The 24,133-nt window shown below is 51.8% G+C and carries 18 protein-coding genes and 1 tRNA gene; 15 read left to right on the plus strand and 4 right to left on the minus strand.

Annotated features, from left to right (window positions below):
- Positions 1–3 precede the first annotated feature (3 nt).
- The 8 genes from whiA (at position 4) to V4U84_RS20880 (ending at position 7,623) form a co-directional block, all read left to right on the plus strand.
- The gene (whiA, locus tag V4U84_RS20845; RefSeq protein WP_334074015.1) at positions 4–933 is read left to right on the plus strand and encodes a DNA-binding protein WhiA; all 930 of its coding nucleotides are present in this window, start codon (positions 4–6) and stop codon (positions 931–933) included.
- Between the two features lie 107 nt (positions 934–1,040).
- The gene (locus V4U84_RS20850) at positions 1,041–1,310 is read left to right on the plus strand and encodes an HPr family phosphocarrier protein (RefSeq protein WP_114497387.1); all 270 of its coding nucleotides are present in this window, start codon (positions 1,041–1,043) and stop codon (positions 1,308–1,310) included.
- A 212-nt stretch (positions 1,311–1,522) separates the two neighbouring features.
- A complete protein-coding gene (locus tag V4U84_RS20855) occupies positions 1,523–2,278 on the plus strand; it encodes an SIMPL domain-containing protein (RefSeq protein WP_334077888.1) in 756 nt (251 codons plus the stop codon).
- 270 nt (positions 2,279–2,548) lie between these two features.
- Complete coding sequence (locus tag V4U84_RS20860; RefSeq protein WP_334074016.1) at positions 2,549–3,517, plus strand: ABC transporter ATP-binding protein; 969 nt, start codon at positions 2,549–2,551, stop codon at positions 3,515–3,517.
- The gene (locus V4U84_RS20865; protein ID WP_334074017.1) at positions 3,514–4,362 is read left to right on the plus strand and encodes an ABC transporter permease; all 849 of its coding nucleotides are present in this window, start codon (positions 3,514–3,516) and stop codon (positions 4,360–4,362) included. The genes V4U84_RS20860 and V4U84_RS20865 overlap by 4 nt, the downstream gene beginning before the upstream one ends.
- Positions 4,362–5,168 (plus strand): ABC transporter permease, encoded by an 807-nt coding sequence (locus tag V4U84_RS20870; protein WP_334074018.1) that lies wholly within the window; start codon positions 4,362–4,364, stop codon positions 5,166–5,168. The genes V4U84_RS20865 and V4U84_RS20870 overlap by 1 nt, the downstream gene beginning before the upstream one ends.
- Before the next feature lie 121 nt (positions 5,169–5,289).
- The gene (locus V4U84_RS20875) at positions 5,290–6,339 is read left to right on the plus strand and encodes an ABC transporter substrate-binding protein (protein ID WP_334077889.1); all 1,050 of its coding nucleotides are present in this window, start codon (positions 5,290–5,292) and stop codon (positions 6,337–6,339) included.
- A gap of 183 nt (positions 6,340–6,522) precedes the next feature.
- Complete coding sequence (locus V4U84_RS20880) at positions 6,523–7,623, plus strand: PdaC/SigV domain-containing protein (protein WP_334074020.1); 1,101 nt, start codon at positions 6,523–6,525, stop codon at positions 7,621–7,623.
- A 1,003-nt stretch (positions 7,624–8,626) separates the two neighbouring features.
- On the opposite strand, the gene ade is transcribed toward V4U84_RS20880, so the two are convergent.
- The 3 genes from ade to V4U84_RS20895 all read right to left on the minus strand — a co-directional run bounded on the left by ade (position 8,627) and on the right by V4U84_RS20895 (position 11,582).
- Positions 8,627–10,453, minus strand: a complete 1,827-nt coding sequence (gene ade, locus V4U84_RS20885) for an adenine deaminase (protein WP_334077890.1) — start codon at positions 10,451–10,453, stop codon at positions 8,627–8,629.
- Positions 10,454–10,591: 138 nt separating this feature from the next.
- A complete protein-coding gene (gene clpP / locus V4U84_RS20890) occupies positions 10,592–11,188 on the minus strand; it encodes an ATP-dependent Clp endopeptidase proteolytic subunit ClpP (RefSeq protein ID WP_334074022.1) in 597 nt (198 codons plus the stop codon).
- Between the two features lie 319 nt (positions 11,189–11,507).
- A tRNA-Arg gene (locus V4U84_RS20895) sits at positions 11,508–11,582 on the minus strand.
- 360 nt (positions 11,583–11,942) lie between these two features.
- Here V4U84_RS20895 and V4U84_RS20900 point away from each other — a divergent pair.
- The 7 genes from V4U84_RS20900 (at position 11,943) to V4U84_RS20930 (ending at position 22,391) form a co-directional block, all read left to right on the plus strand.
- Positions 11,943–12,908 carry a glycosyl hydrolase gene (locus tag V4U84_RS20900; protein ID WP_334077891.1) on the plus strand — a complete coding sequence of 322 codons (966 nt, stop codon included), beginning with the start codon at positions 11,943–11,945 and terminating at the stop codon, positions 12,906–12,908.
- Between the two features lie 89 nt (positions 12,909–12,997).
- Positions 12,998–14,800: a sensor histidine kinase gene (locus tag V4U84_RS20905; protein WP_334077892.1), complete on the plus strand. Its 1,803-nt coding sequence runs from the start codon at positions 12,998–13,000 to the stop codon at positions 14,798–14,800.
- Positions 14,778–16,349 carry a response regulator transcription factor gene (locus V4U84_RS20910; RefSeq protein ID WP_334077893.1) on the plus strand — a complete coding sequence of 524 codons (1,572 nt, stop codon included), beginning with the start codon at positions 14,778–14,780 and terminating at the stop codon, positions 16,347–16,349. The genes V4U84_RS20905 and V4U84_RS20910 overlap by 23 nt, the downstream gene beginning before the upstream one ends.
- Positions 16,350–16,501: 152 nt before the next feature.
- Positions 16,502–18,448: a glycosyl hydrolase gene (locus V4U84_RS20915; protein ID WP_334077894.1), complete on the plus strand. Its 1,947-nt coding sequence runs from the start codon at positions 16,502–16,504 to the stop codon at positions 18,446–18,448.
- Between the two features lie 217 nt (positions 18,449–18,665).
- The gene (locus V4U84_RS20920; protein ID WP_334077895.1) at positions 18,666–19,625 is read left to right on the plus strand and encodes an ABC transporter permease; all 960 of its coding nucleotides are present in this window, start codon (positions 18,666–18,668) and stop codon (positions 19,623–19,625) included.
- Positions 19,626–19,642: 17 nt separating this feature from the next.
- The gene (locus V4U84_RS20925) at positions 19,643–20,581 is read left to right on the plus strand and encodes a carbohydrate ABC transporter permease (protein ID WP_334077896.1); all 939 of its coding nucleotides are present in this window, start codon (positions 19,643–19,645) and stop codon (positions 20,579–20,581) included.
- Positions 20,582–20,684: 103 nt separating this feature from the next.
- Positions 20,685–22,391, plus strand: coding sequence for an ABC transporter substrate-binding protein (locus V4U84_RS20930; protein ID WP_334077897.1), 1,707 nt, complete (start codon positions 20,685–20,687; stop codon positions 22,389–22,391).
- Between the two features lie 230 nt (positions 22,392–22,621).
- On the opposite strand, the gene V4U84_RS20935 is transcribed toward V4U84_RS20930, so the two are convergent.
- Positions 22,622–23,956 (minus strand): extracellular solute-binding protein, encoded by a 1,335-nt coding sequence (locus tag V4U84_RS20935; RefSeq protein ID WP_334077898.1) that lies wholly within the window; start codon positions 23,954–23,956, stop codon positions 22,622–22,624.
- Positions 23,957–24,133 lie beyond the last annotated feature (177 nt).

Raw genomic sequence — 24,133 nt, forward strand, 5'->3', positions numbered from 1 at the left:
TCCTTGTCGTTTGCGGCGCAAACCAAAAAAGAATTGACCATGGTCGAAGCCGATTCCTGCTGCGAGCAGGCGGAATTGTCCGCCTTGATCCGGATGAACGGATCGGTACAGGTTTCGAACAAAAAGGTCATTTTGGATATTTCAACGGAAAACGCCGCGATAGCAAGGCGGATCTATTCATTGCTGAAGAAGCATTTTCAAATTCATACGGAACTGTTGGTCCGCAAGAAAATGCGGCTTAAGAAGAACAATGTATACATCGTGCGGATTCCGGGACGGGTGCAGGAGATTTTGAAGGAACTGCGGATCGTTTCGGAGGGATTTATTTTTACGCCGGGGATTAATCCGGAGCTAACCCGGAAAAACTGTTGTAAGCGGGCTTATCTCCGGGGGGCCTTCCTGGCGGGAGGCTCCGTCAACAACCCGGAGGGATCTTCCTATCACCTTGAGATTTCGTCGATGTATGAGGAGCATTGCAAATCGCTGGTCGACTTGGCGAACGAGTTCCATCTGAATGCACGCTGCATCGAGCGGAAGAAGGGCTTTATTTTTTATATCAAGGAAGGCGAGAAAATCATCGAGCTGCTCAACATTATCGGAGCGCATCAGGCTTTGTTCAAGTTTGAAGATGTGCGGATCATGCGCGACATGCGCAATTCCGTAAACCGGATCGTCAACTGCGAAACGGCCAATCTGAATAAGACGATCGGCGCGGCGGTGCGGCAAATCGATAATATCAAACTGCTGCAGAAGGAAGTGGGTCTTGAAAACCTGCCCGACAAGCTGCGTGAAGTGGCCGAGGTCCGGCTCGCCCATCCGGATATGAACCTGAAGGAAGTCGGAGAACTGCTGAAGGGAACGGTCAGTAAGTCCGGCGTGAACCATCGGCTGCGCAAAATCGACGAGCTGGCGGAAAAAATTCGCGGGAGCTAAAGTTGTTTTGCTAGTGTGCCGCGGGCTGTGTATGCTATAATGATATAAATTATAATTGTTCACATTTGTGGGCACGTGATCGAAATTGTATTAGGGGGTAAGGTTTGATGATCAAAAACCCGGTAACCGTTCGTCTGAAAACGGGTCTTCACGCCCGGCCGGCGGCGCTTTTCGTTCAGGAAGCGAATAAATACTCGTCCGAAATTTTCGTCGAGAAAGACGATAAAAAAGTGAATGCCAAAAGTATTATGGGGATTATGAGCCTTGCCATCAGCACCGGCACGGAGATCTACATAAGCGCGGAGGGTGCGGACGCTGAGCAGGCTGCAAACGCTTTAATCAATTTGGTTAGCAAAGAGGAATTGGAGAACCAATAATCGGTTTTTTTTCGATTCAGAGAAAGACAAGAGATGATTCCATTCGGATGAATGGGATCATTTTTTTGTGCTTGAAAAGCGTTCGATTAACGGCAAAATTAGCTGCGTGTAAATAAATAGTTCAATTTTTATATAAACTTTTTCCATAGCTGCAACATTTATTCTTGTACTGCGTTTAGAAGGTAAAATACCACTTAAATGGAGGGTCTATGATGAAAACCTGGATGAAACCTGTTGGCGCGGTGCTGGTTGCCGGAACGATGCTTGTCGGAGGAACGTTTTTAAGCGGCTCGATCAATAAACCCACTTCGGTGTATGCGGCGGAGAATGACCTGCAGCGGAATGTAATCAATGTGGTAGGCAGCGGGGAAATCAGCGTGAAGCCGGATATCGTGTACTTGTCGTTCGGCGTTGAAACCCAGGCGGACACGGCGAAGGAAGCGCAGAGCGCCAATGCGGCGAAGATCGCCAAACTGACCACTCTACTGAAGGACACTTGGAAGATTGATGAGAAAGACATTCAAACCGGCCAGTTTTATGTGCAGCCGAATTACAGTTATAACGAGAAAGAAGGCCAGAAGGTCAAAGGATATATCGCACAGCATACGTTAAACGTGACTTACCGGGATTTGAGCAAAGTCGGGCAGCTTCTCGACGCGGCCTCCCAAGCGGGAGCGAACCGCATCGACAATATTCGTTTCAGCGCGGAGAACCCCGACCAATATCAGGAGCAAGTGATCGAAAAGGCGATGGCGAATGCGGACATGAAAGCCGCGGCGATCGCCAAAGCGGTTAAACGCCAGTTGGGCGTCGTGGTGAGTGTGACTCAATCCGGGGGAGGCGAAACGCCGATTTATATGCAGAAAGAGATGGCCCAGGCTTCTTCGGATTCCGGCGCAGCGACTTCCATCGAGCCGGGCGAGGTCACATTGAAGACGACGCTGAGCGTAACGTATGAAATGAAGTAAGGTGCCTTCGAACCGGGTCCCCCAATGAAGGAGGGGGACCCGGTTAATTTTTTTTAGTCCTCCGAAGTTGTGACATTTCTACAGCAGAATTCCCGCTCTATCCCGCGTCGCAGCAAGAAAAGTGTTGTAACCCGCGCCAAAACAAGGTATAGTGAATATGCAAAAAATGAATCGATCGACCTGCTAAAGCCATACCAATGGATATGGCTTTTTTTTCTTAGTGAGGTAGGTTTTACGTTAATCACACCACTAAAAGGAGTTGATGCATAAATGATTGAACTGTCCGAAGTGGAGAAGCACTTTCAGGGACAAGTCGTTGTGCATCCGCTTTCGCTCACCATTAAGGAAGGGGAATTCCTGACCTTGCTGGGCCCGAGCGGCTGCGGCAAGACGACGATTCTGCGGATGATCGCCGGATTCGAGCAACCGACCCAAGGGAAGATCCTGCTGGACGGAGCTGATCTGACGAGCTTGCCCCCGAATCGGCGGGATTTGAACCTCGTTTTTCAGCATTATGCCTTGTTTCCGCATATGACGGTGGAAGACAATATCGCCTTCGGGCTGAAAATGAAAAAGCTCCCGGTAAAGGAGCAGCAGGCGCGCGTGGAGGAAGCGGTCGCGATGACGCAGCTGACCCCGCTCGTCAAAAGGTATCCGCATCAGCTTTCGGGGGGACAACAGCAGCGGGTGGCGATCGCCCGGGCGATTGCGAACAAGCCCAAGGTATTGCTGCTGGACGAGCCGCTCGGCGCGCTCGATCTGCAGCTCCGCAAAAACTTGCAGTCCGAGCTGAAGCATTTGCAGCGCAGCCTCGGGATTACTTTTGTATACGTCACTCACGATCAGGAAGAAGCGATGATGCTGTCAGACCGGATCGTGATCATGAACGGCGGCAAGGTCGAACAGATCGGCACGCCGCGGGAAATTTACGCCAAACCGACGACCCTGTTCTCCGCTACATTCGTGGGTGAGAATAACATTTTCTCACAGGATGGGCGGCTGTTTGCCGTGCGTCCGGAGAAGCTGGTGGCCATTCGCGGAACGGAAGGGGCGAAGCGGACGGGGGAAGTGCTTGATGTCCTCTATCTGGGGAGCATACATAAGCTGATCGTTCAGCTGGATGACGAACCGATGACCGTTTCCATCGCTTTTGATTTTACCGATGACCGTCCGTGGAACGTTGGGGAAAAGGTGGGCGTGGCCTGGAATACCGAGGATGAGGTGGTTATCGGGTCATGAAGAAATCAAGCCTGGGCCTGATGCCGGTCCTCCTGTGGCTGAGCCTGTTTCTGGTCGTTCCGATGCTGATCGTGATAGGGATTTCTTTTATGGGCCGGGATGAGCTCGGCAATGTCGTGTTCGATTTTAATCTGGATGCCTACGCCACGTTTTTTGATCCGCTGTATTTGGGGATCTATTGGGATACGATTGTCTTATCGGTTTTGACGACGGTATTATGTCTGCTGCTCAGCTATCCGCTGGCCTATTATATCGCCAATGCCGGTCCGAAAATGCAGACCTGGGGCTTGGCGTTAATCACGATTCCGTTCTGGATCAATTTCCTGATCCGGACGTACGCTTGGGTGCTGCTGCTCCGGACGCAAGGCGTGGTCAACAATCTGCTCATCGATCTCGGCTTCATTCAGGAGCCGTTGCAAATGCTTTATACGAAAGGCGCCGTACTGCTGGGGATGGTCTATACGTTTATCCCGTTTATGGTGCTTCCGATTTATGTGGCGCTAGAACAGATGGACAAGAAGCTGCTGGAGGCGGCCAGCGATCTGGGGGCTACCGGCTGGAAGGCTTTTTGGCACATCACGCTGCCGCAAACCCGCTCGGGCATCATGACCGGCTCCGTGCTGGTCTACGTTTCCACGACGGGGATGTTTGTGGTGACCGATATTTTGGGCGGCGCCAAATCGGCCATGATCAGCAATATTATTCAAAGCCAGTTTCTGGGGGCGCGGAATTGGCCGTTCGGTTCGGCGCTGTCGGTCATTTTCGTCATCACCTCGCTGATTCTGATCGCTTTGTTCAATAAGGCCATGACGGCCAGGTATTTAAAGGTCAAGGAGGGACGCTGATGAAGAGTAAAAGTCATCCGCTGCTCGGGATTCATTCCCTGCTGGTCATGATTTTTATTTACGTGCCCATCGCTGTCATTATCGTCTATTCCTTTAACAGCTCTCGGCTGGCCGCGGACTGGAGCGGCTTTACGTTCGACTGGTACACATCGCTGTTCAGCAACCGGCATGTCATGGAGGCCCTTGCCAATACGCTGACTGTCGGCTTGATCTCGACTGTGGTTTCGACCCTGCTGGGCACGATGGCCGCGCTTACGATGCGAAAGGTCAGCCGCCGGATGAAGGCGGGCATGGGCGGGCTGCTGTATTTACCGATTATTATCCCGGATATCATTATGGGTTTGTCGCTGTTGGTGTTGTTTACCCAGTTTCACATTCCGCTCGGTAAACTAACGATAATTATCGCACATATTACCTTCTGTATATCTTATGTGTTCGTCATTATTACGACGCGCCTGTCGGGCATGGGGGGACAACTGGAGGAAGCGGCCCAGGATTTGGGCGCCAACGGCTGGCAAATTTTCCGCCATGTGACGCTGCCTCAAATTATGCCGGGCATTATTTCAGGGGCCTTGATCGCATTCACGATGTCGCTGGATGATTTTATGGTTAGTTTCTTTGTGAGCGGGCCGAACTCGACAACGTTGCCGATTTACATTTACGGGCAGGTCAAACGGGGTATTTCCCCGGAAATTAACGCATTGTGTACGATATTGATTCTTGTGAGCGTAACCTTGATTTTCATGGCCCAATTCGTTTTGAATAGAGGTAAAGGGCAGAAGAAACAATCGGTCCTGCCGTTCTAGGACGGTGGCATATCCAAGAACATGAATCTAAATTCGCTTATTACGTCCGGTAAAGCGGCTATACCACCCTATTGGTCGCAGATCCGGTTATTTTGGCGGGGAGAAGAGAGGAGATCGAGAATTGAAAAAAATGAAGTGGGCCGGCCTGTTGCTGGCGGTAACGATGGGGCTTGCGGTATTATCCGGTTGCGGCGGTTCTTCCAAGGAGACGCTGAATATCTACAGTTGGGCGGACAACTTTGACGCGGACGTGCTTGCCGCTTTCGAGAAGGAATACAATGTCAAGATCAACTACGACGTGTTTGCCAATAACGAGGACCTGCTGGCCAAAATTAAAGCCGGCGGCAGTGGTTATGATTTGATCCAGCCATCTGATTACATGGTCGCGACGATGATCAAGCAGGATCTGCTGTCCCCGCTGAACAAGGGCAATATCCCGAATTTCGCGAACATGGATGAAGCGTTCAAGAATCCGTCGTTTGACCCGGATAATAAATACTCTATCGTCTATACCTCCGGCGTAACGGGGATCGCCTACAACAAAAAGTACGTCAAAGAGGAAATCGACAGCTGGGAAGACCTGTGGAATCCGGCCTACAAAGGAAAGGTGCTCCTGCTCGACGACAACCGCGAAGTGATCGGCATGGCTTTGAAAAAAGCCGGCAAATCCAACAGCTCCACGGATGAAACCGAAATTACCGCCGCGGTGGAGGACCTGAAAAACCTGCTGCCGAACGTATTGGCCTTTGATACGGACAACATTAAGCAAAAAATGATTCAGGAAGAAGGCTGGATCGGCACGGTATGGTCCGGTGACGCCTCGTTTATCGCCAAAGACAACCCGGACGTGGCTTACGTCGTGCCGAAGGAAGGCGGAACGATCTGGTCCGATAACTACGCGATTCCGAAAGGCGCCAAAAATCAGGAACTGGCGGAGAAGTTTATCAACTTTATGCTGGAGCCGGAGAACAGCGCCAAAAACTATGAATCGATCGGATACAGCGACCCGAATACGAAAGCCCATGAGTTCCACAGCGAGGAATACAATAGCGATAAAATGATCAATTTGTCGCCGGAGGAATTGTCCCGGACCGAATGGTTGGGCGATGTCGGCGATAAACTGCAAATTTACGACCGTTTCTGGACCGAGCTAAAGAGCGGTCGGGAGTAACCGAGTCGGGGGAAAAGCGTGGAAGCACGCTTTTTTTCTTTGCCCGGAAACGGGTAAATGTACAAATATACAGGCAGAAAACCTCCTGGTGGCTGATTTAAGGCGGCGCGGAAGGAAAAGAAGCATGTTTTTCGCCATGCGGGGAAATAATTGGGGTAACTCCAAGAAGAGGTGAGCTACCTTATGAACAAGTTTGTGAAGATCACGGGTACCCTGATTGCGGCATTTGCATTGGCTTTGCCCTATGGCATAGGGGGTCTGGAAGCATCGGCCCTCCCGGCTGCGCGCCCAACCGGCGTTCTGTTGCCCCAGGGGCAGTCTTCTGCAATCCGCGAAGGGCAGCCGGTTAACATTACGCTGAAAGGGAAAGGCCTGAAACAGCAGGGGCTGCAAGGGCAGGAGGATGTACTGCTGCCGTTGGAGCTGATCCGCAAGGGGCTTAAAGTGAAGGTCAAACAGGATGCCGGGACCAACACGTATACGTTAAAGAAGCAAAACGTAACCGTAACGCTTCAACCCGCCGAAACGGGGGCCAAGGCGGTTGTGGACGGCAGCACGCAGGTGCTTCCTTATGAATGGAAGGTCGTGAACGGGCAACCTTATGTATCGGTGAAAGTGCTGACCGATCATCTGGGCTTCACCTCCTCCTGGAAAGATGCGGGAAAGACTCTAGACCTGATTCCGCACCGCTTGAATGACATCCGGATCGAAACGCGGACGATTGAGAAAAATGTTCCCGAAGCGACAATCAAAGTGGAGTATCCGCAGGTCAGCGGGCTTCGCAGCAAGGAGGCGGAGGGCAAAATCAACGCCCTGCTGCAATCCAGAGCGGAAAAATTCGTTCAAGCCTCCTTGAAGGAGGCCCAGGAGAATCAACCGTCACCGAACGGCAGTCCTTACGAATACCTGGGGAACTATACCGTGACCTATAACCGGGGCGGACTGCTGAGCATCTTGGAACAAACATACGCCTATACCGGCGGAGCACACGGGATCAGTTTCCGGGAAGGCCTAACTTTCCGGCTGAGCGATGGCAAGCTGCTGACCTTGGACGAAGTGCTCCGGGCGAATCCCGGATTTCGCAGCATCGTTGATCCATCAATCGCCAAACAGTTGCAGGCGACGGAGGGGTATTTCGGCGGTTTCGAAACGATCGGGAACAATCCCGACTTCTATTTGAAGGAGAACGGGGTGGTCATCTTTTTCCAATTGTATGACTATCTGCCATACGTGTTCGGCTTTCCCGAGTTTTATTTCTCCTTCCCTGAGCTGGGGATCAGGTAGAGGAAAGAGGTTTAGCAATAAAGTAAAAGCCTGCCGATTCGGCAGGCTTTTTTGCTGAGTATCCGATGGACGCAAAAATAGCGGGAACCCCTTGCTGGGTCGGCGTGGTGAGCTGGGTCGGCGCGTACCCAACTTCTCTAGCCGCCCCCTCAATAGCGGCCTTTTGAGCACTGAAGTTGCATCAAACCTGACAGGGTGCTACTTATTTTGAAACTTGTCGCCTCGGTGTGGCGAGTTGGATCCGGCGTGTCCCATTTCCCTAACCGCCGTCGCATGAGCAGCCTTGCAAGAAAGACGAAAATTAACGCTAACGGTTGCCACAGCCGTTATTTGTCCTGAAAACGCCAATTTCCCATTCTAACGGTCGCCACGGCGCCTATTTTCGCATAAACAGGCTGTTAAGGCGAGAATCCAGGGGAATAACGGCGCTCACAACCGTTAGAATTTCGAAAGGGCTACTTTTCGTTAAATAGCGGCTGCTACAGCCGTTAGAGTCCTCTCAGGCATTAGTACCAGCTGGAAAGGCAAAATAAAATTCCCCGAAAAAAAAGGAAGACTACGCCTTGCGTAAGATGGGGCTCCCATTTTTAACCACCCTCTTCTTTCATGTTAGGGTTAGTTCATCGCTAGTGGCTTTTGCGGCGCTATTTCCGCCCGATTCGGCTTCGGGGGAATCATAGCGATCAAAAAGGGCCTTATTGTCCTGTTGCTGGCCCCAAAATGATGGTTGGGTCCGCTTTTTCCAACAATAGGACCCTAAAAAGCCGCTATTTCACATCGACCAGCCGAATTCGACAAAATAGCGCCGCATAACGCCCTTATTTACCTGCACACCACCTGCACGGTTCACATAGGGAAGCCGGCGGCCTAAAAGGAGAATGCGCAGGCTTAATTTCCCCAGTTATTCTTCGTGATCAAATTGCTTATTGCAACGCTAGGACATGAGGGTCGAAATCCCCGGATTTAACGGAAAGAATTCCCGTTTATGCCGAGTTTTCGCGCATTAGGGCAGGTTCATTTCATCCGCGATTTCGACAGGAATCAGCTTGAATCGCTCCACATCCGCCAGACCGCGGTTCGTGATCCGCAGCTCGGGGATGACCGGCAGCGCGATCAGCGAAAACGTCATGAACGGGGCGTTCAGCGGGCTGCCGAGCGTCCGCCAGGCTTCTTCCAGCGCCTGGACCTGCTTGACGACGACCTCAAGCGGCTGGTCGGACATGAGCCCGGCGATCGCCATCGGCACGGCCGCCAGGACCTGGCCGTCCAATACGGCGATCATGCCGCCGCCCAGACGCGCGAGCTCATTGGCGGCAAAGGCCATATCCTCCGGGTCGGCGCCCATGACCAGGAGATTGTGGCTGTCGTGCGCCACGGTCGAGGCGACCGCACCGCGCTTCAGGCCGAAGCCTTGGGCGAAGGCCAGCGAGATCTCGCCGCTGCCGCGGTGACGGTCGATGCAGGCCAGCGCAAGGACATCCCGCTCCACGCTGGGGCGGATGAAGCCGTCTTCGACGGCCAGGCGCGCCCCGCCACGGGCCGTGCGCGCGCTGTTCTCGATGACCCGGATCACATTGACCCGGGTCTCGGCCGGCCCGGCGGCCGCGCCGCGCTTCGCGCTCGGCAGCGCGAAATCCCGCGCCTCCAGCGGCCGCGCGAGGTGCACCGACCGGCGGGCCGCCTCCGGATACGCGTAATCCGGAAAGTCCAGCCGAAGCTGGCCGCCGTCGTACACCACCGAACCGTCCGCGATCACGGTGGACGGTTCCATGCGCTCAAGGCTGCCGATCAGCAGCAGATCGGCGCATTTGCCCGGCGCGATGCCGCCGACGTCCCCGTCGACCCGGAAGTAACGCGCCGTGTTGATCGTCCCCATCTGGATGGCGGTCACCGGATCGACGCCTTCCTCGATGGCCCGGCGGACGACATGGTTCATATGCCCCTTCTCAATCAGGGTCTGCGGGTACACGTCGTCCGTCACCAGCATGATGTTGCCGGGATAGACATGGTCTTCGGTCACGACCTTGATCACTTCCTTCACATCATGCCAGGCCGATCCTTCACGGATCATCAGGTGCATGCCCAGCTGCAGCTTGAGCAGCCCTTGCTCCTTCGTGACGGTCTCGTGGCACGAGGTCACCCCGGAGGCGATATAAGCCTGGAGGAGCGGCTCCTCCTCGCTCGGAAAGTGCCCGGTGACCGCCTTGCCGGCCCGGATCGTGGCCGCGATCTCGCCGGTCATTTTGGGATCGCCGTACACGACCCCTGGGAAGTTCATGACCTCGCCGAGGCCTTCGACGCCATCCCAGGTCATCCCGTCTTCAATGTCGGCGACATCCAGGGCCGCCCCGGCATCTTCCAGATGATCCGTGGCCGGAACGCAGGAAGGGAAGGTCGTATATACCTTGAGCGGCAGTCCCCGGCCTTCCTCATGCATCCAGCGTACCCCGTCCGCTCCGAAGACGTTGGCGATTTCATGCGGATCCATAAACACGCCCGTCGTCCCTTTGGCTAAGGCCGCTTTGGCGAATTCGGTGACCGAGAGCATCGTGCTCTCGACATGCATGTGGCCGTCCAGCAGCCCGGGAACGATAAACCGTCCCGCCGCATCGATGACCGCGGTCCGCTCGCCGATCGTATGGCTGGCATCGCCGACATAAGCGATCCTTCCGCAGGCGATCGCGACATCCGTGCCCGCCTGGAGCTTTCCCGTATAAACGTTGACCAGAGTTCCGTTCTTCACGACCAGATCGGCTTTGCGGGTGCCCGCGGCCACCTCGGCCAGTTGACGGCTCACTTCGGTTAACTTGCTTCTCTTGACTGGTTTCATTCGCTCACTCCTTGCTGGGTAAACTGGCTAAAAAGTAATGTACTTATTCTTCCACCGAATTCGCGTAAAAGCAAGAAAAAGACTGCCCCGCCGAGCGCAAGGGCTCGTGAGGCAGTCTTGCCGTTAGCGGTTATTCGATTACACGCCCTGCGGCGTAACCTTCTCGATCACGCGGTCGATCAAGCCGTATTCCTTGGCTTCGGCGGCGCTCATGAAGTAGTCGCGGTCCGTATCCTTTTCGATCCGTTCCAACGGCTGACCGGTCCGTTCCGCCAAAATTTTGTTCAGCTTGTCGCGCATTTTCAGAATGCGGCGGGCCCGGATTTCGATATCCGTAGCCTGGCCTTCGGCACCGCCAAGCGGTTGGTGAATCATGATTTCGCTGTTCGGCAGCGCGTAGCGTTTGCCCGGCGCACCGGCATTCAGCAGGAAGGCGCCCATGGAAGCCGCGAGACCCACGCAGATGGTGGAAACGTCGGACTTAATGAATTGCATCGTATCAAAAATGGCCATACCGGCTGTGATGGAACCTCCAGGGCTGTTAATGTACAAATGGATGTCTTTCCCCGGATCCTCCGCGTCCAGAAACAGCATCTGAGCGATGATGGAGTTGGCGACAACGTCATTCACCTGGGAGCCCAAGAAAATGATGCGGTCCTTCAGCAGTCTGGAGTAAATGTCGTAAGCGCGTTCGCCGCGGTTACTTTGTTCAACGACCATAGGAATATAACTCACCGATAAAACCTCCTCATTAATGGATCAAGTTTAATAAATCAGAACCACTTCCTGGCCCAAGCATCGTCGGGAATCCCGTAGCCCGTTCGCGCCAGACTTATATCCCGGGAAAGGCCGTGTGTCAGCCTTGAGCCCAATCGGTTCAATCAATTAAAGAATTGACGGAATCGATGAATATTAACCTCATCATAAACAATTTCAAACAGAAAGTCAAAGAAAGTCAAACTCTAGGTAATAAAAAAGCCCAAACTCAGGGCGATGATGATAACAGGCTGCGCAACCCAGTTCAGTGCTGCGGATGTCTGTCATTTAAGTAAGATGGCGCGCCCGCGAGGAATCGAACCTCGATCTCAGGCTCCGGAGGCCTACGTCATATCCATTGGACCACGGGCGCATGATTTAAGAACAACAAAACTTATTATAGGACATCCGTTTACGGATTGCAAGTTATATTTTGCGCTGTTAAAAGGCACCAATTGGGGTTTGTAAAACTTGGGTGTTTCTTCGGTTTTTTTGAAAGCAGTTTTGAAAATTTTTAGATCGAAATGCCTTTTGTAATGAAAACTAAAATAACAATAATAGCAATACTATAAAATTTTGTTAGTCAAAATAAAATTGTTTTTTTGTGTAGTAATTGACCTTTATCTTAACAAGGAGTATATTTGTTTTGTCAATAAAATAATGTGCTAATAACAAATATAACAACGATGTTATTAAAATCAATTACCGGAGTAAAAGAAAGGATGGACTTACCATGTCTCAAGCTGTTCCTTGCAATCCCCAAGCAACTGAAGAAGTGAAAGCGCTATTAAATTATTTGAGCGGGTTGTCCGGCAAAGGCATTATCACGGGGCAGCATACGCAAACCACAACACAGGAGGAACTGCATTACATTCGAGAGGCGACAGGGAAGCTCCCCGCCCTCTGCGGTTTCGAACTCTTGAGCTATTCCCCGAACATTAACTATGAAATGAGCGGCGAGGAATGTTTGCTTGAAGTCAATGAAAACAAAAATACGCTGCAAAACGCCTGGGATTGGGTGACCAACGAAAAAGGATTGCTCACATTTACCTGGCATTGGTTCTCTCCGCTCGGCGGGAAGGATAAGAGCTTCTATGCGGAGCATACCGATTTTGATGCTTCTCGGGCGATTGTGGAAGGAACCGCCGAGCACAAGGCGTTGTTGTCGGATATGGACTATGTGGCCGACATCCTTAAGGAATTCCGCGATAAACGGATTCCGATATTGTGGCGTCCTTTTCATGAAGCGGAAGGGGAGTGGTTCTGGTGGGGCAGCAAGGGCCCGGAAGTGGCCAAACAGCTGTATCTTCTCATGTATGACCGGTACACTCGTTTCCATGGGCTGAACAATTTGATCTGGGTTTGGAATTCGCCGCTGCCGGAAGGGTATGTCGGGGATGATAAAGTGGATATTATCTCCAGGGACTTGTACCCGCCGGCTCATGAGCATACCGACCTTCGGAAAGAGTACGAGGAGTTGATCCAAATTACGCCGACGGAGAAACTGGCGGCTCTGGGGGAAATCGGATCCATCCCCAGTGTGCCCGATCTTGCGGAATCGCGAATTCCGTGGCTGTGGTTCATGACCTGGTCCAACGATTTCGGCAAGACGGAGTTGTTCACGTCGAAGGAAGAACTGCGCCGGGCTTACCATCACGAATACGCCGTTACACTGGATCGGCTGCCTAAGCTATATTAATCCGTTGAGGAAATTTTGCGAAGAAGCGTAAACAGCCCCTTGTCGAAAAGGGGCCGTTTTTGTATTCATGACACCGAGGGGCGGAAGACATGAACTTTGTCAGAGTATTGAACGACATTAAGCTTAGGAACAAACTGTCTCTGACCTTTATCACTGTCGCGGTTATTCCGCTGCTGGTTAGCGGGGTATTCTTTACCGGCAAGCTGCGCGAAATCATGGTCAAGGATGCCTTCAAGCAAGCGGCGGACAATGTGGATCGCGTACGGAAACGGACCGAAGAAGTCATCAAGGTGCCGCTCGATATCTCCTATCAACTTTCCAATGACAGCCGATTGAAATCGGTGGTGAGCCGCAGCTACGACAGTTACATCGAGGTGATCCAGACCTACCGCCAATATACGGAAATCCGGGACTACATGAGGCTGTACAAGGAGGTAAAAGCCATCCGGCTCTATACGCCAAACCCGACGATGCTGAACAACTGGGAGTTCATGCAACCCGATGCCAAGACGGAACAGGCGGATTGGTACAAGGTGGCTTTGGGCAAAAAAGGGCTGGCCGGCTGGGGATTCATACAGGATGAGCGGGATCAGAAGTACTACCTGAGCTTGGTGAGAAAAATCAGCCTCGACGATCCCGGTCAGGAAAGCGTGCTTGTCATCAATGTTAATACAGCCCTGCTGAACTCGATTATTTCACAGGAATCCTTTCAAACCATGATCGTTGACGACCACAACAATATCGTGGCAGCAAACCGGCCGAATCTGTACGGCAAAAATCTCGCCGAAGTGCACGCCGGTGACAGTATGCTTACGCAAAGCGAAGGAAGCTTCGATGCCGTCATGGACGGGAAGGCGTCCAAGGTCGTCATCGCCAGTTTAATTCCGCAGAGCAGTTGGAACGGCTTGCGGGTGATCTCGGTGTTTTCCGTATCGGACATCGTCCGTGATGCAAACGGTGTTATCCGGCTAGCCGCCTTGGTCATCGGAGGCTGCCTCGTCGTCGCCGTCTTGCTCGTCCAGGCATCGGCATCGCTCATAACGGGCCGGCTGCTGCGTTTGAGCAAGCATATGTCCAAAGTCGGAACAGGTTCCTGGAATGCTTATCTCGACTTGGACGGCAAAGATGAAATCGGCCAGCTGTCCCACCGGTTCAACGCTCTGGTCGGCAGGCTTAGCCAACTGATGCTGGAAGTGGAGGAGACCAACCGGCAGAAGCGGCTGCTGGAGCAAAAGCAAAGCGAGATCAAGTTTAAGATGTTGGCCAGCCAAATCAACCCCCATTTCCTGTTCAATACGCTGGAATCGATTCGGATGGAGGCCCATCTGCGGGGAGAGGAAGATATAGCGCAGGCGATCTGGCAGCTTAGCACGTTGATCCGCAGCAGTTTGGAAGTCGGCAACGGAAAAATTCCGCTTTCCGAGGAGATTGCCATGGTTCGCTGTTACTTGGAGCTGCAAAAATTCCGTTATGAGGACCGGCTGCAGTATAAGCTGGAACTTGCGCCGGGGATTGGGGAGGTCGAGATCCTGCCCCTGATCATTCAGCCGCTGGTGGAGAACTCCATTCTCCACGGGTTGGATCAGAAAGAGGACGGCCCCACATCTATCACTATACGGGCGGACTATAGCGAAGACGGCCAGGTGCTTGTGGAGATTTCGGACGATGGGGCAGGGATTGTGCCGGGGAAACTTGAAAGCTTGGTAAGAGAGCTCCAGGAACCGGAGGAAACCGGTCAGCGGATTGGGCTCCGCAATGTCCATGACCGCCTGAGGCTTACCTATGGTGAAGGCTCGGGACTTTCGATTGAAAGCAAAGAGGGTGAGGGAACCCGGATTTCATTTTGCATACCTAGGGGAGGAGAATCGAATGTTCTCAGTGATGATCGTTGACGATGAGCCAAAACTGCGTCTTGGCCTGCAAACCTTGATTCCGTGGAAGGAGCTGGGCTATGAGGTGACGGATACCGCGGCTAGCGGAAAAGAAGCACTTCGGGCTCTTGAAGAAGTGGTTCCTGACTTGCTTGTGGTTGATATCCGCATGCCCGGGATGAACGGATTGCAACTGCTCCAAGAGATTCGTCAGCGGGGATGGAACGTGCATGCGGTCGTGCTCAGCGGGTATGCCGACTTTGAATATGCCCGCCGTGCGCTGCAGTATGACGTCGAGGGGTACTTGCTCAAGCCCGTTAATAAAGAGGAAATGTCAGCCCTTCTTGAAAAGCTCCATGCCCGACTGGCTGCGGAACAACTGGAGAAACAGGTACAGCGGGAGACGTACACCCGGGAATGGTTGGTGTATTCTCTGCTGTCCGGTTCGTTTGAAGCGGAAGGCGGGGCCCTCGACACCTTGTCCGGCTCGCTTGGAATGGATTGGCCGAGGTATCAGGTCGTCATGTTGGATTTTCCGGGCATCCGGTCGGAGAAGGACGAGCGAATTGGCCGCTTTCGGGAGCGGTTGGCCAAGACATACGCCTCGGACGCCCGCAGCGTCGTTTTGGCCTTTGCCTCGTATATCGTGCTGCTCCTTGGAAGCCCGCCTGTGGGCGATGTCGAACGGGCTCGCTTTTACCGTGAACTGCAACTCCTGGCAGAGGAGCTGCGAGGGGAGATGAATGCCGCGGCGGGCCAAACGGTGGGGCTGTTTCGCGATATCCCTGATTCGTTTCAGACCGCCCGCTCCCTGTTGGAACGCAGCTTTTTCTACGATAAAGGAAGGCTGCTTACATCGGAGACTCCACCCAGCTACCTAACGGCTGCTCTAGGCGGTAATTTGCCGGACAAGAAGGAATTGGCCTTCCGTATTTACTATTTGGTAGATGTGGGACATACGGAGGCGATCCAGTCGCTTCTGGACGGAGCGGCTGCACAGATGGTAGCCGAGGGGAAGGGGGAGGCGGAAATTCGGGAACAGTTCTTTTACCTCGCAAATGAAACGTCCCGAAAAGTCCCTGCCCCCCTTTGGGAAGAATCAGGTTATGCGGGAGGGCCGTCCGAATTTTTAACGGGCATCACCAGCCAACGGACCCTCCGGGAGCTCGTCACCTATGTTGCCGGTATATTGGAAAGACTGGCCCGTTGTGCCGATTATTCCAGCCGGGACAATGAAATCAAGCGAATGCTCGATTATATTGAACGGCATTATAACGAAAACCTAAAGCTGGAGACGCTTTCGGAAGTATTCAATTATAGCAGCTCTTACTTGGGTCAGCTTTTCAAAAATCAGACGGGGGAATATTTCAACACCTATCTTGACAGGGTTCGGATCGAAAAAGCGAAGGAGCTGCTGGCACAGGGTATGAAGGTATATGAAGTCGCTGAAAAGGCCGGCTATTCTAACGTGAATTATTTTCACAACAAGTTTAAAAAGATGGAGGGACAGTCGCCGTCATCTTTTCAAAAGAACGGTTCTCATGAAAATCGTTGGCGGTTTCTGAAATGAATGGTGATTTTGGAATGAAAACCGGCGGAATTCGCGATATGGTCTCCCGCTTCCGAGATGCCTTATGCTTGAAGCACGAAGGGGGAGGAGATAACGACAGAAGTGAAAGCGGTGCCAATAAAACAAGTGTAAGAGAGGGGAAATTACAGAAAATGAACAGGATGCAAAAACCTTTTGCACTGGCTGCGAAACGGGGAAAAACAAGCTTTGTTTTTTGTTTGACACTGTTTTTCTGGTTGGGGACGATGGGGTATACCGGTTCGGTGGGAGCGGCTTCTTCCTCGACCGTGAAGGCTTCCGCCAAACCGGCGAAGGCCGTAACCGTTACTTATAAAGAGGCGGTTCTGGAAGGGTATGGAATCGAGAAGCGTGGCCGCGTCCCTGAAGAGAAGGACACCTTGTATGACGGCGAAGGCTATATTTCCTTCTTTTTCGAGGAAGTTGCAAACGCTACCAAGCCGGTCGGAAGTGCGACATTCACTGTAAACGTCCCCGAGGGGGGCCTATATAAGCTGAGTGTGGGGTATTATCTTCCCCAGGGGAACGGTGACAAAGTGACGGCCATCCAGATAAATGGTGCGGGAGCCGGGGAACTGACACTCGATGCGCCGGCGGCAGGCACGGTCCGGGCGGAAAAGATGATCACCAAAGTCATGCTGAACGCCGGCAGCAATACCGTCAAAATTTTGCGGGGATGGGGTTACTATGGCATTGAACATATCAAGCTAGAACCGGCGGCCCCCCCCGTACCCGGTCATGAGAAAGCGACCGACGTATTGACCAATCCGGACGCGACGCTCGAAGCAAGGGCGCTGATGAACTATATGCTTAACCAGTATGGACGGAAGATCATTTCCGGACAACAAACGTTTGAGGATGCGGAGTGGATTAAGCAGCAGACCGGCAAATCCCCGGCGATTTTATCCGGCGACCTGATGGATTACTCTCCTTCCCGTGTCGAAAAGGGCGCAACCTCGTCGGAAATCGAGAAGTTGATCCAATGGCATGAACGCGGAGGTATCGTGTCTTTGCTCTGGCACTGGAACGCGCCGAAGGGGATTGGAGGCGACGATCCCGGACGCGAATGGTGGCGAGGATTTTATACCGAGTTTACGACCTTTGACGTAGAATACGCACTCGAGCATCCGGATTCCGAGGACTACAGGCTCCTCATCCGGGACATTGACGCGATCGCGGTTCAGTTGAAGCGCCTGCAGGATCATAATATACCGGTGCTATGGAGACCGCTGCACGAAGCGGAAGGCGGCTGGTTCTGGTGGGGGGCGAAAGGCCCGGAGCCGGCGAAGCGGCTGTACAGACTGATGTATGATCGGTTGACCAACCATCATAAGCTGAACAATTTGATTTGGGTATGGAACTCCGAGAAGAAGGATTGGTATCCTGGCGACGAAGTCGTGGATATCGTAAGTGTCGATATTTACAACCCTGCGGGCGACTACCACCCGAACATCGCGAAATACGACAATCTTCTTACTTTGACGAACCATAAGAAAATCGTGGCCCTGGCGGAGAATGGCCCCATTCCGGACCCCGATTTGCTGCGGGCGTATGGTGCCGATTGGAACTTCTTCAACACATGGACCGGCGAACATATAAGGGACGGTAAGACAAATACTTTGGAGCATCTGAAAAAGATATATCACCACGACTACGTTCTGACACTTGATGAGCTTCCGGCGGATTTGTACTCCAGCCTTACGTATCAAGCGGAGCATAGCGAATCGGTCGGGATGTCCCTGAATAGACAGAATAGTCATGCAAGGGACGGCTCTGTCACCGGTCCGGAAGGAGCGGGAGGAAAGCTGCGGATCAAGGCGAATGTTGCGCCCGGAACATACACGCTTACGGTTCGCTACAAGGCGGACAACGGTGGGAAGAAGAGCAAAGTCATGGTGAACAACCGACCGGCAATGAATCCTACATTTACGGGAACGAAGATGTGGAAGAATGTTGCTTTGGGACAAATTACCCTTCAAAAGGGCGAGAACACGATAGATATCCAGCCTCTCGGGGGCGGGGTGAGTATAGATTATGTGAAGCTGACGCACGTGGCATCCACGGCGAAGAACCCCGGCTGAAGCGGCGGTTTGCCCGGCGGATCATAGTAAGGAACGGAATCCCCTGTACGGTCATGCGGATGCTGCAACCGTCAGGGGGATTCAGTTTATTTGCTTGCAAATCAGTGATTGTTTCTGAAAGCATTGAAGATTTTAGAATGAATTTGTGCGGAATCCGCGTTATGTTTCCTAACCAGCGTTCGCTTTATAATTATTGCTGAGAGGGGGGAACAAGCTGATGAAAGCGATAACAGCAAGAAGTCAAACCGATATCGGGCCAAGAAACAAACCGCAAAAATGGAAAATATTCAAAAACCAGAAATACCTTTATATGATGTCGATTCCTTTTGTACTTTGGGTTTTCGTGTTTCAGTATTTGCCGCTTTGGGGCTGGACGATGGCATTTCAAAACTATAAGCCAGGCAAGGGGTTTCTGGAGCAAAAATGGGTCGGTCTGGAGCATTTTCAAATGCTGTTTCATGACGACCATTTCTACCTTGTGCTGAGAAATACGCTCGCTATGAGTTTTATGGGGCTTGTGGCAGGCTTCGTGTTTCCGGTATTTTTCGCTTTACTGCTTAACGAGGTGCGCATTCAGTTTATGAAACGGTTTGTGCAAACGGTCTCATATCTGCCGCATTTCGTATCCTGGGTCGTGGCGGCCGGGATCGTCACCAAGATGCTGTCGACGGACGGCGGAGTTGTCAATTCTTTGTTGATGAACCTTCATATCATCAAGGAACCGATCCAATTTATGTCGAATGGCCATCTGTTCTGGGGGATTGTGACCGGAGCGGATGTCTGGAAGGAGACGGGCTGGAACGCGATTATTTATTTGGCGGCGATCTCCGGCATCGGACCGGAATTGTATGAGGCGGCGCGGGTGGATGGAGCGAGCCGTTTGAAGCAAATATGGCACATCACGTTACCGGGCATTCGGCCGACGATCATCGTTCTGCTGATTATGTCGATCGGTCATCTGGTCGGGATCGGGTTCGAGAAGCAATTCCTGCTAGGGAACCATATGGTGAGCGATTATTCCGAAGTGCTGGATTTATATGCGTTAAATTATGGCTTGTCCATGGGACGCTATTCTTTCGGTACCGCCATAAATATCTTCAATTCGGTGATTAGTGTGATCCTGCTGTTTGTCGCAAACGGCATGTTCAAGAAATTTGCCAATGAAAGCATCATGTAATAAGGAGGGATTTTGAAATGGAAACAGCCGGTTCCTCTACCGCTCATATCAAAGCCAAGAGGTCGAAGCTGGCTTCCAGGCCTCTCCGGGACTGGATTTTCGATACGGTTGTGTATGTGCTGATCGTCATTATTACGGTCGTCACCCTGTACCCGTTCTTGAATGTGCTAGCTATTTCTTTTAATGATTCCGTAGATACCGTCCGAGGCGGACTCACTATTTTTCCGCGGGAATTTACCCTGGAAAATTACAAGCTGATCTTTAGTTACACCGGGCTTGTTACCGGGTTTAAAATCTCGGTACTCCGCACCGTCGTCGGAACCCTGGCCGGCCTGGTCAGTGGCTCGATGGTTGCCTATACGCTGGCCCGCAAGGATTTTCAAGGAAGACGTTTTGTCTCGGTGTTTCTGGCTATCACGATGTACGTATCCGGCGGATTGATCCCGGGCTTCATTCTGATTCGGAACCTGGACCTGATCAATACGTTCGCCGTGTATATTCTGCCGGGGCTCGTAAGCGCATTCAACATTTTCGTCATTCGTTCGTTCATCGATGGAATCCCTTATGCGCTTCAAGAATCGGCTAAACTCGACGGCGCGAACGACTTTACGATTTACTGGCGGGTCATTCTTCCGCTCTGCAAACCCGCGCTTGCCACCGTTGCGCTGTTTCTCGCCGTTAACCAATGGAATTCCTGGTTCGATACCTACCTTTTCAACGGCTCCAACGACAGTCTGACCACGCTGCAGTATGAGTTGATGAAAGTTTTGCAGAGCACCACGACGAACGCCAATAACGTCCGAGGCGATAATATGAACCAATTGATGGCTCAAGTGTCGCCGGATTCCGTTAAGATGGCGATCACCATTATCGCGACCGTGCCGATTCTTGTCGTGTACCCGTTTTTGCAGAAGTACTTTGTTAAAGGTATGACACTGGGCGCCGTGAAAAGCTGATGCGCCGAGGATTTGCGAAAGAGCCTGCAATGGGTGGAATGCAGGTATGTTAAGGTGATTCCGTTCCGTAACCCAATCATTTTAAAAGGAGTGTTTAGCTATCATGAAGATCCAATCCAAAAGAACGGCGGTCTCTCTGCTGGCGGCCGTGCTCTTGCTCGGCCAGCTCGTCGGCTGTAGCGGTAGCAACAAGTCCGGCGATGGAGGAAATTCGGCTAATCCGGCAGGCGGCTCAAAGTCCGGCCCCGTTACGTTAACCTATTTTTCCGAAGATGCCAGCTCCAACTGGAATAATATGCAGGATCGAATAGGGAAGGTGATCACGGAAAAAACGGGCGTCATCCTGGACGCGGAATTCGCGGTAGGCGATCCCGTTCAAAAGGTGTCGATTATGGCGGCCACCGGCGAGGTTCCGGACCTCATCGCGGCCAAGGCGGACCTCGGCAAGCTGGTTGACGTAGGTGCGGTACTCGATCTGACGGATTTGATCGAGGAGCACGCTCCGAACATCAAAAAGATGTTGGGCGACAAGATCGTTCGCACCAAATACAGCCTGGAAGACCAATCGATCTACGCGATTCCGACCTGGTCCTCGGTCGACGAGCGGAAATTAAAAGCCGAGTATGGCTTCCAGCTCCAGCATCGCGTCGTGAAAGAAGCGGGTTACCCGGAAATCCGCACGGTTCAGGATTACGAGAAGGTCATTAAGGATTATTTGGCCAAGCATCCGACGGATGAGAACGGCAACAAAAATATCGGGCTAACGCTCAACGCGGATGATTGGCATATGTATCAGGTGACGAATATGGGTTTCTTTACGACAGGCGCACCGGATGACGGTGAATATTACGTCGATCAGAACACCTTTGATGTGACTTACCATTTCCGCCGTCCGGAGGAACGGGAATATTTCCGCTGGCTGAACCATATGAACGATATCGGTTTGCTGGATAAGGAAAGTTTTGTTCAAAAGACGGACCAGTTTAAAGCGAAGGTCGCTTCCGGCCGGGTGCTCGGCCTGATCGATCCGGCATGGGACTATGGCGAGGCGCAACAGGCTCTGAAATCGGCCGAGAAATTCGACCAAACTTACGGTCATTATCCGGTGACGGTTTCCAAAGAATACAAGGATACCAGCTTCTGGCCGGCCGGCTTTGACGGCGGTTACGGCATAGCGATTTCCAGCAAGTGCAAGGACCCGGTAAAGGCGATCAAGTTCCTCGATTACTTGGCCTCCGAAGAAGGACAAATCCTTATTAACTGGGGCATTGAAGGAACAGACTACATCGTTAAGGACGGCAAAAGAATAGTACCTCCGGAAACGCAGCAAAAAATGGATAAAGAAGGCAACAGCTACTTGAAAGAATCCGGCCTTGGATTATATTGGAACCTGACGGTTCATTACGGGGACGGAATCAAGGACTCCACCGGAAATTACTTTACCAAGAATAACGAAGAGTTATTGACCGCTACTTACAGCCAGCCGGAGAAGGAAGCGTTAGCGGCTTACAAGATCGAGCACTGGAAAGATTTGTTCCCGAAAGAGGAAGAGTTCCCGGAAAGAAAAGCGGGTGCGGTTTATAACATATCTCCGCCTAGCGACAGCGTAGCCACGATTCTCGGAGCAAAAATGAAGGATATTACCTGGAAGCGTGTTCCGGAAGCCATTATGGCCAAACCGGACCAGTTCGATAGAATCTGGGACGAGTATATGGCGGAGCTGGAAAAGGCCGGTGTGAAAGAGATGGAGGAAGCCTATGGCCAGTTCGTCAAAGACCGGGTTAAGCTTTGGAGCGGAGAAGCCAAATAGAGTAAAAACCAAGATCGGCTCGCTCGCCGTTGTATTGTTCAACGACGGAGAGCGAGCGGGGCCAAAAAAACAAAACCCCTGACGCCGAAGGCAGAATACAAGTTTGCGGCGAAGTGGGCGGATAAGGTTGAGAGGGGATGGGAACCCATCCCTCCAATCACTCCAAAGTAGAAGTCAGAGCCACTAAAGGACGCCGTCAGGCGTTTTTCTTATGTATTGTGGTCCGGCATTTATTGGAGGTCACCTTGGTTATTTTTCTTTTTTTGCTCAAGGGTAAAGACCGCGGTGTCAACGGCCTCTTGTCCCTTAACTTCCACCTCGGCAAGGGCTTCATCCAAAGTGATTTCATTTTGCAGAAGCTTATCCAATACGCCTTGGGCAGCATCCTGAAAGGCGTCGAGAACTTCGGCATCGACTTGGGTATACAGGTCAACATAATTGGGATTTGCTTTAAGGGTGTAAAGAGGAGACAAATCATGGTCCCCAACTTGCGCCACGTAATCGGTTACAGCGGGCAATCCATAATTTGGCTGGTTCCTGGCCAATAGTTGGCTGTTCACCGAATCTCCAGCTATGAATTTAACCAATTTCATCGCTTCGGCTCCGTGTTCTGTGCTTGAGGAAACGCCAAAAAAGTCAAATATTTCGTAGAAATTCATATAATCCGGATTCAAAGGATCCACCGGAGCTGTAACCATTCCCCAGTCGATTGAGGTAGCATCTTCAAAATGGGAGAACGGTTCAAAATTATAGGCAAGAGCATTGGAAGTGACGGTCATAGCGGCATTTTCAGTTAAAAACTTGGGGTGTTCCATCGAATCGGGTTCTTCTCCCTGATCATAAACTACCCCGGCACGAAAAGCTTTCACCGCGGCGGTCCAGATGGACTTCCATTTATCCGTATTCATCGTGACTTTCATGGTTTTTGGATCGAAATAAGTTAGGTTTTCTGTTTGCCCCGCTTTTAAAATAAAGTTTATGGTAACATTGCGATAATAGTTCATTTGTATTCCGTAAAGGGGTTCCCCCTGATCATCTTCAGTCGGGAACCGTTCAGCTAATGCAAACACCTCTTCCCAAGTCATTCCATTCCGGGGATAAGGGATATGATAAGCATCAAATAGCTTCTTGTTGTAATAAAGCGCCTCGCTATGGAAAGTAGGTGGAAGAGCATAATACTGGCCGTTGTCCGACGCGGCTCCCAAAAGTGACGTAACAATCGGAGAAAGATCGCCGGATTCCGTTCCATTGGTTAACGGGGGAAAAATCGGTTTTAAAATCCCCTTTTTAATAGCCCTCTTATACTGCTCCATACCATTTATGTAAATAACATCCCCTTCACGATTCCAACCCGTTTCTTCGGATACCGGATCGCTTGGAATCACTTGAATATCGATGTTGGGATATTTGCTTTCGAATGCATAACCAAAGTTAACATAAAATTGCTTGGCGGACGGATAAGCAACTTTGAGAATGACAGGCTCCTCCGGCTGACGCGGTTGGCAGCTTGACAGTAGTATTGTTATAAGCGGCAAGCATAATAACATCCGAATTTCTCTGAGCATATTTAGTTCCCCTTTGCGAAAGAAGGGTGGGATGCCCACCCTTAGAGATTACCCCCAGCTATCCGACGCGTAATCTTGAGCGTACTTTCCGCCGGAAAAATACGTTCTCGACGCTGTGTTCAAGCTGTACGATCCAGAATCGGAGTATACGCCATCTTTCGTGTACCATGTAGCTTC

This window comes from Paenibacillus sanfengchensis, from assembly GCF_036864765.1.
Lineage (GTDB): Bacteria > Bacillota > Bacilli > Paenibacillales > Paenibacillaceae > Fontibacillus > Fontibacillus sanfengchensis.

What these genes read in the sequence shown, in the direction of transcription:
- V4U84_RS20850 (WP_114497387.1), top strand. Translation starts at nt 1,041, where the DNA reads ATGATCAAAAACCCGGTAACCGTTCGTCTGAAAACGGGTCTTCACGCC.
- V4U84_RS20855 (WP_334077888.1), top strand. Translation starts at nt 1,523, where the DNA reads ATGAAAACCTGGATGAAACCTGTTGGCGCGGTGCTGGTTGCCGGAACG.
- V4U84_RS20860 (WP_334074016.1), top strand. Translation starts at nt 2,549, where the DNA reads ATGATTGAACTGTCCGAAGTGGAGAAGCACTTTCAGGGACAAGTCGTT.
- V4U84_RS20865 (WP_334074017.1), top strand. Translation starts at nt 3,514, where the DNA reads ATGAAGAAATCAAGCCTGGGCCTGATGCCGGTCCTCCTGTGGCTGAGC.
- V4U84_RS20870 (WP_334074018.1), top strand. Translation starts at nt 4,362, where the DNA reads ATGAAGAGTAAAAGTCATCCGCTGCTCGGGATTCATTCCCTGCTGGTC.
- V4U84_RS20880 (WP_334074020.1), top strand. Translation starts at nt 6,523, where the DNA reads ATGAACAAGTTTGTGAAGATCACGGGTACCCTGATTGCGGCATTTGCA.
- ade (WP_334077890.1), bottom strand. Translation starts at nt 10,453, where the DNA reads ATGAAACCAGTCAAGAGAAGCAAGTTAACCGAAGTGAGCCGTCAACTG.
- V4U84_RS20900 (WP_334077891.1), top strand. Translation starts at nt 11,943, where the DNA reads ATGTCTCAAGCTGTTCCTTGCAATCCCCAAGCAACTGAAGAAGTGAAA.
- V4U84_RS20905 (WP_334077892.1), top strand. Translation starts at nt 12,998, where the DNA reads ATGAACTTTGTCAGAGTATTGAACGACATTAAGCTTAGGAACAAACTG.
- V4U84_RS20910 (WP_334077893.1), top strand. Translation starts at nt 14,778, where the DNA reads ATGTTCTCAGTGATGATCGTTGACGATGAGCCAAAACTGCGTCTTGGC.
- V4U84_RS20915 (WP_334077894.1), top strand. Translation starts at nt 16,502, where the DNA reads ATGAACAGGATGCAAAAACCTTTTGCACTGGCTGCGAAACGGGGAAAA.
- V4U84_RS20920 (WP_334077895.1), top strand. Translation starts at nt 18,666, where the DNA reads ATGAAAGCGATAACAGCAAGAAGTCAAACCGATATCGGGCCAAGAAAC.
- V4U84_RS20925 (WP_334077896.1), top strand. Translation starts at nt 19,643, where the DNA reads ATGGAAACAGCCGGTTCCTCTACCGCTCATATCAAAGCCAAGAGGTCG.
- V4U84_RS20930 (WP_334077897.1), top strand. Translation starts at nt 20,685, where the DNA reads ATGAAGATCCAATCCAAAAGAACGGCGGTCTCTCTGCTGGCGGCCGTG.
- V4U84_RS20935 (WP_334077898.1), bottom strand. Translation starts at nt 23,956, where the DNA reads ATGCTCAGAGAAATTCGGATGTTATTATGCTTGCCGCTTATAACAATA.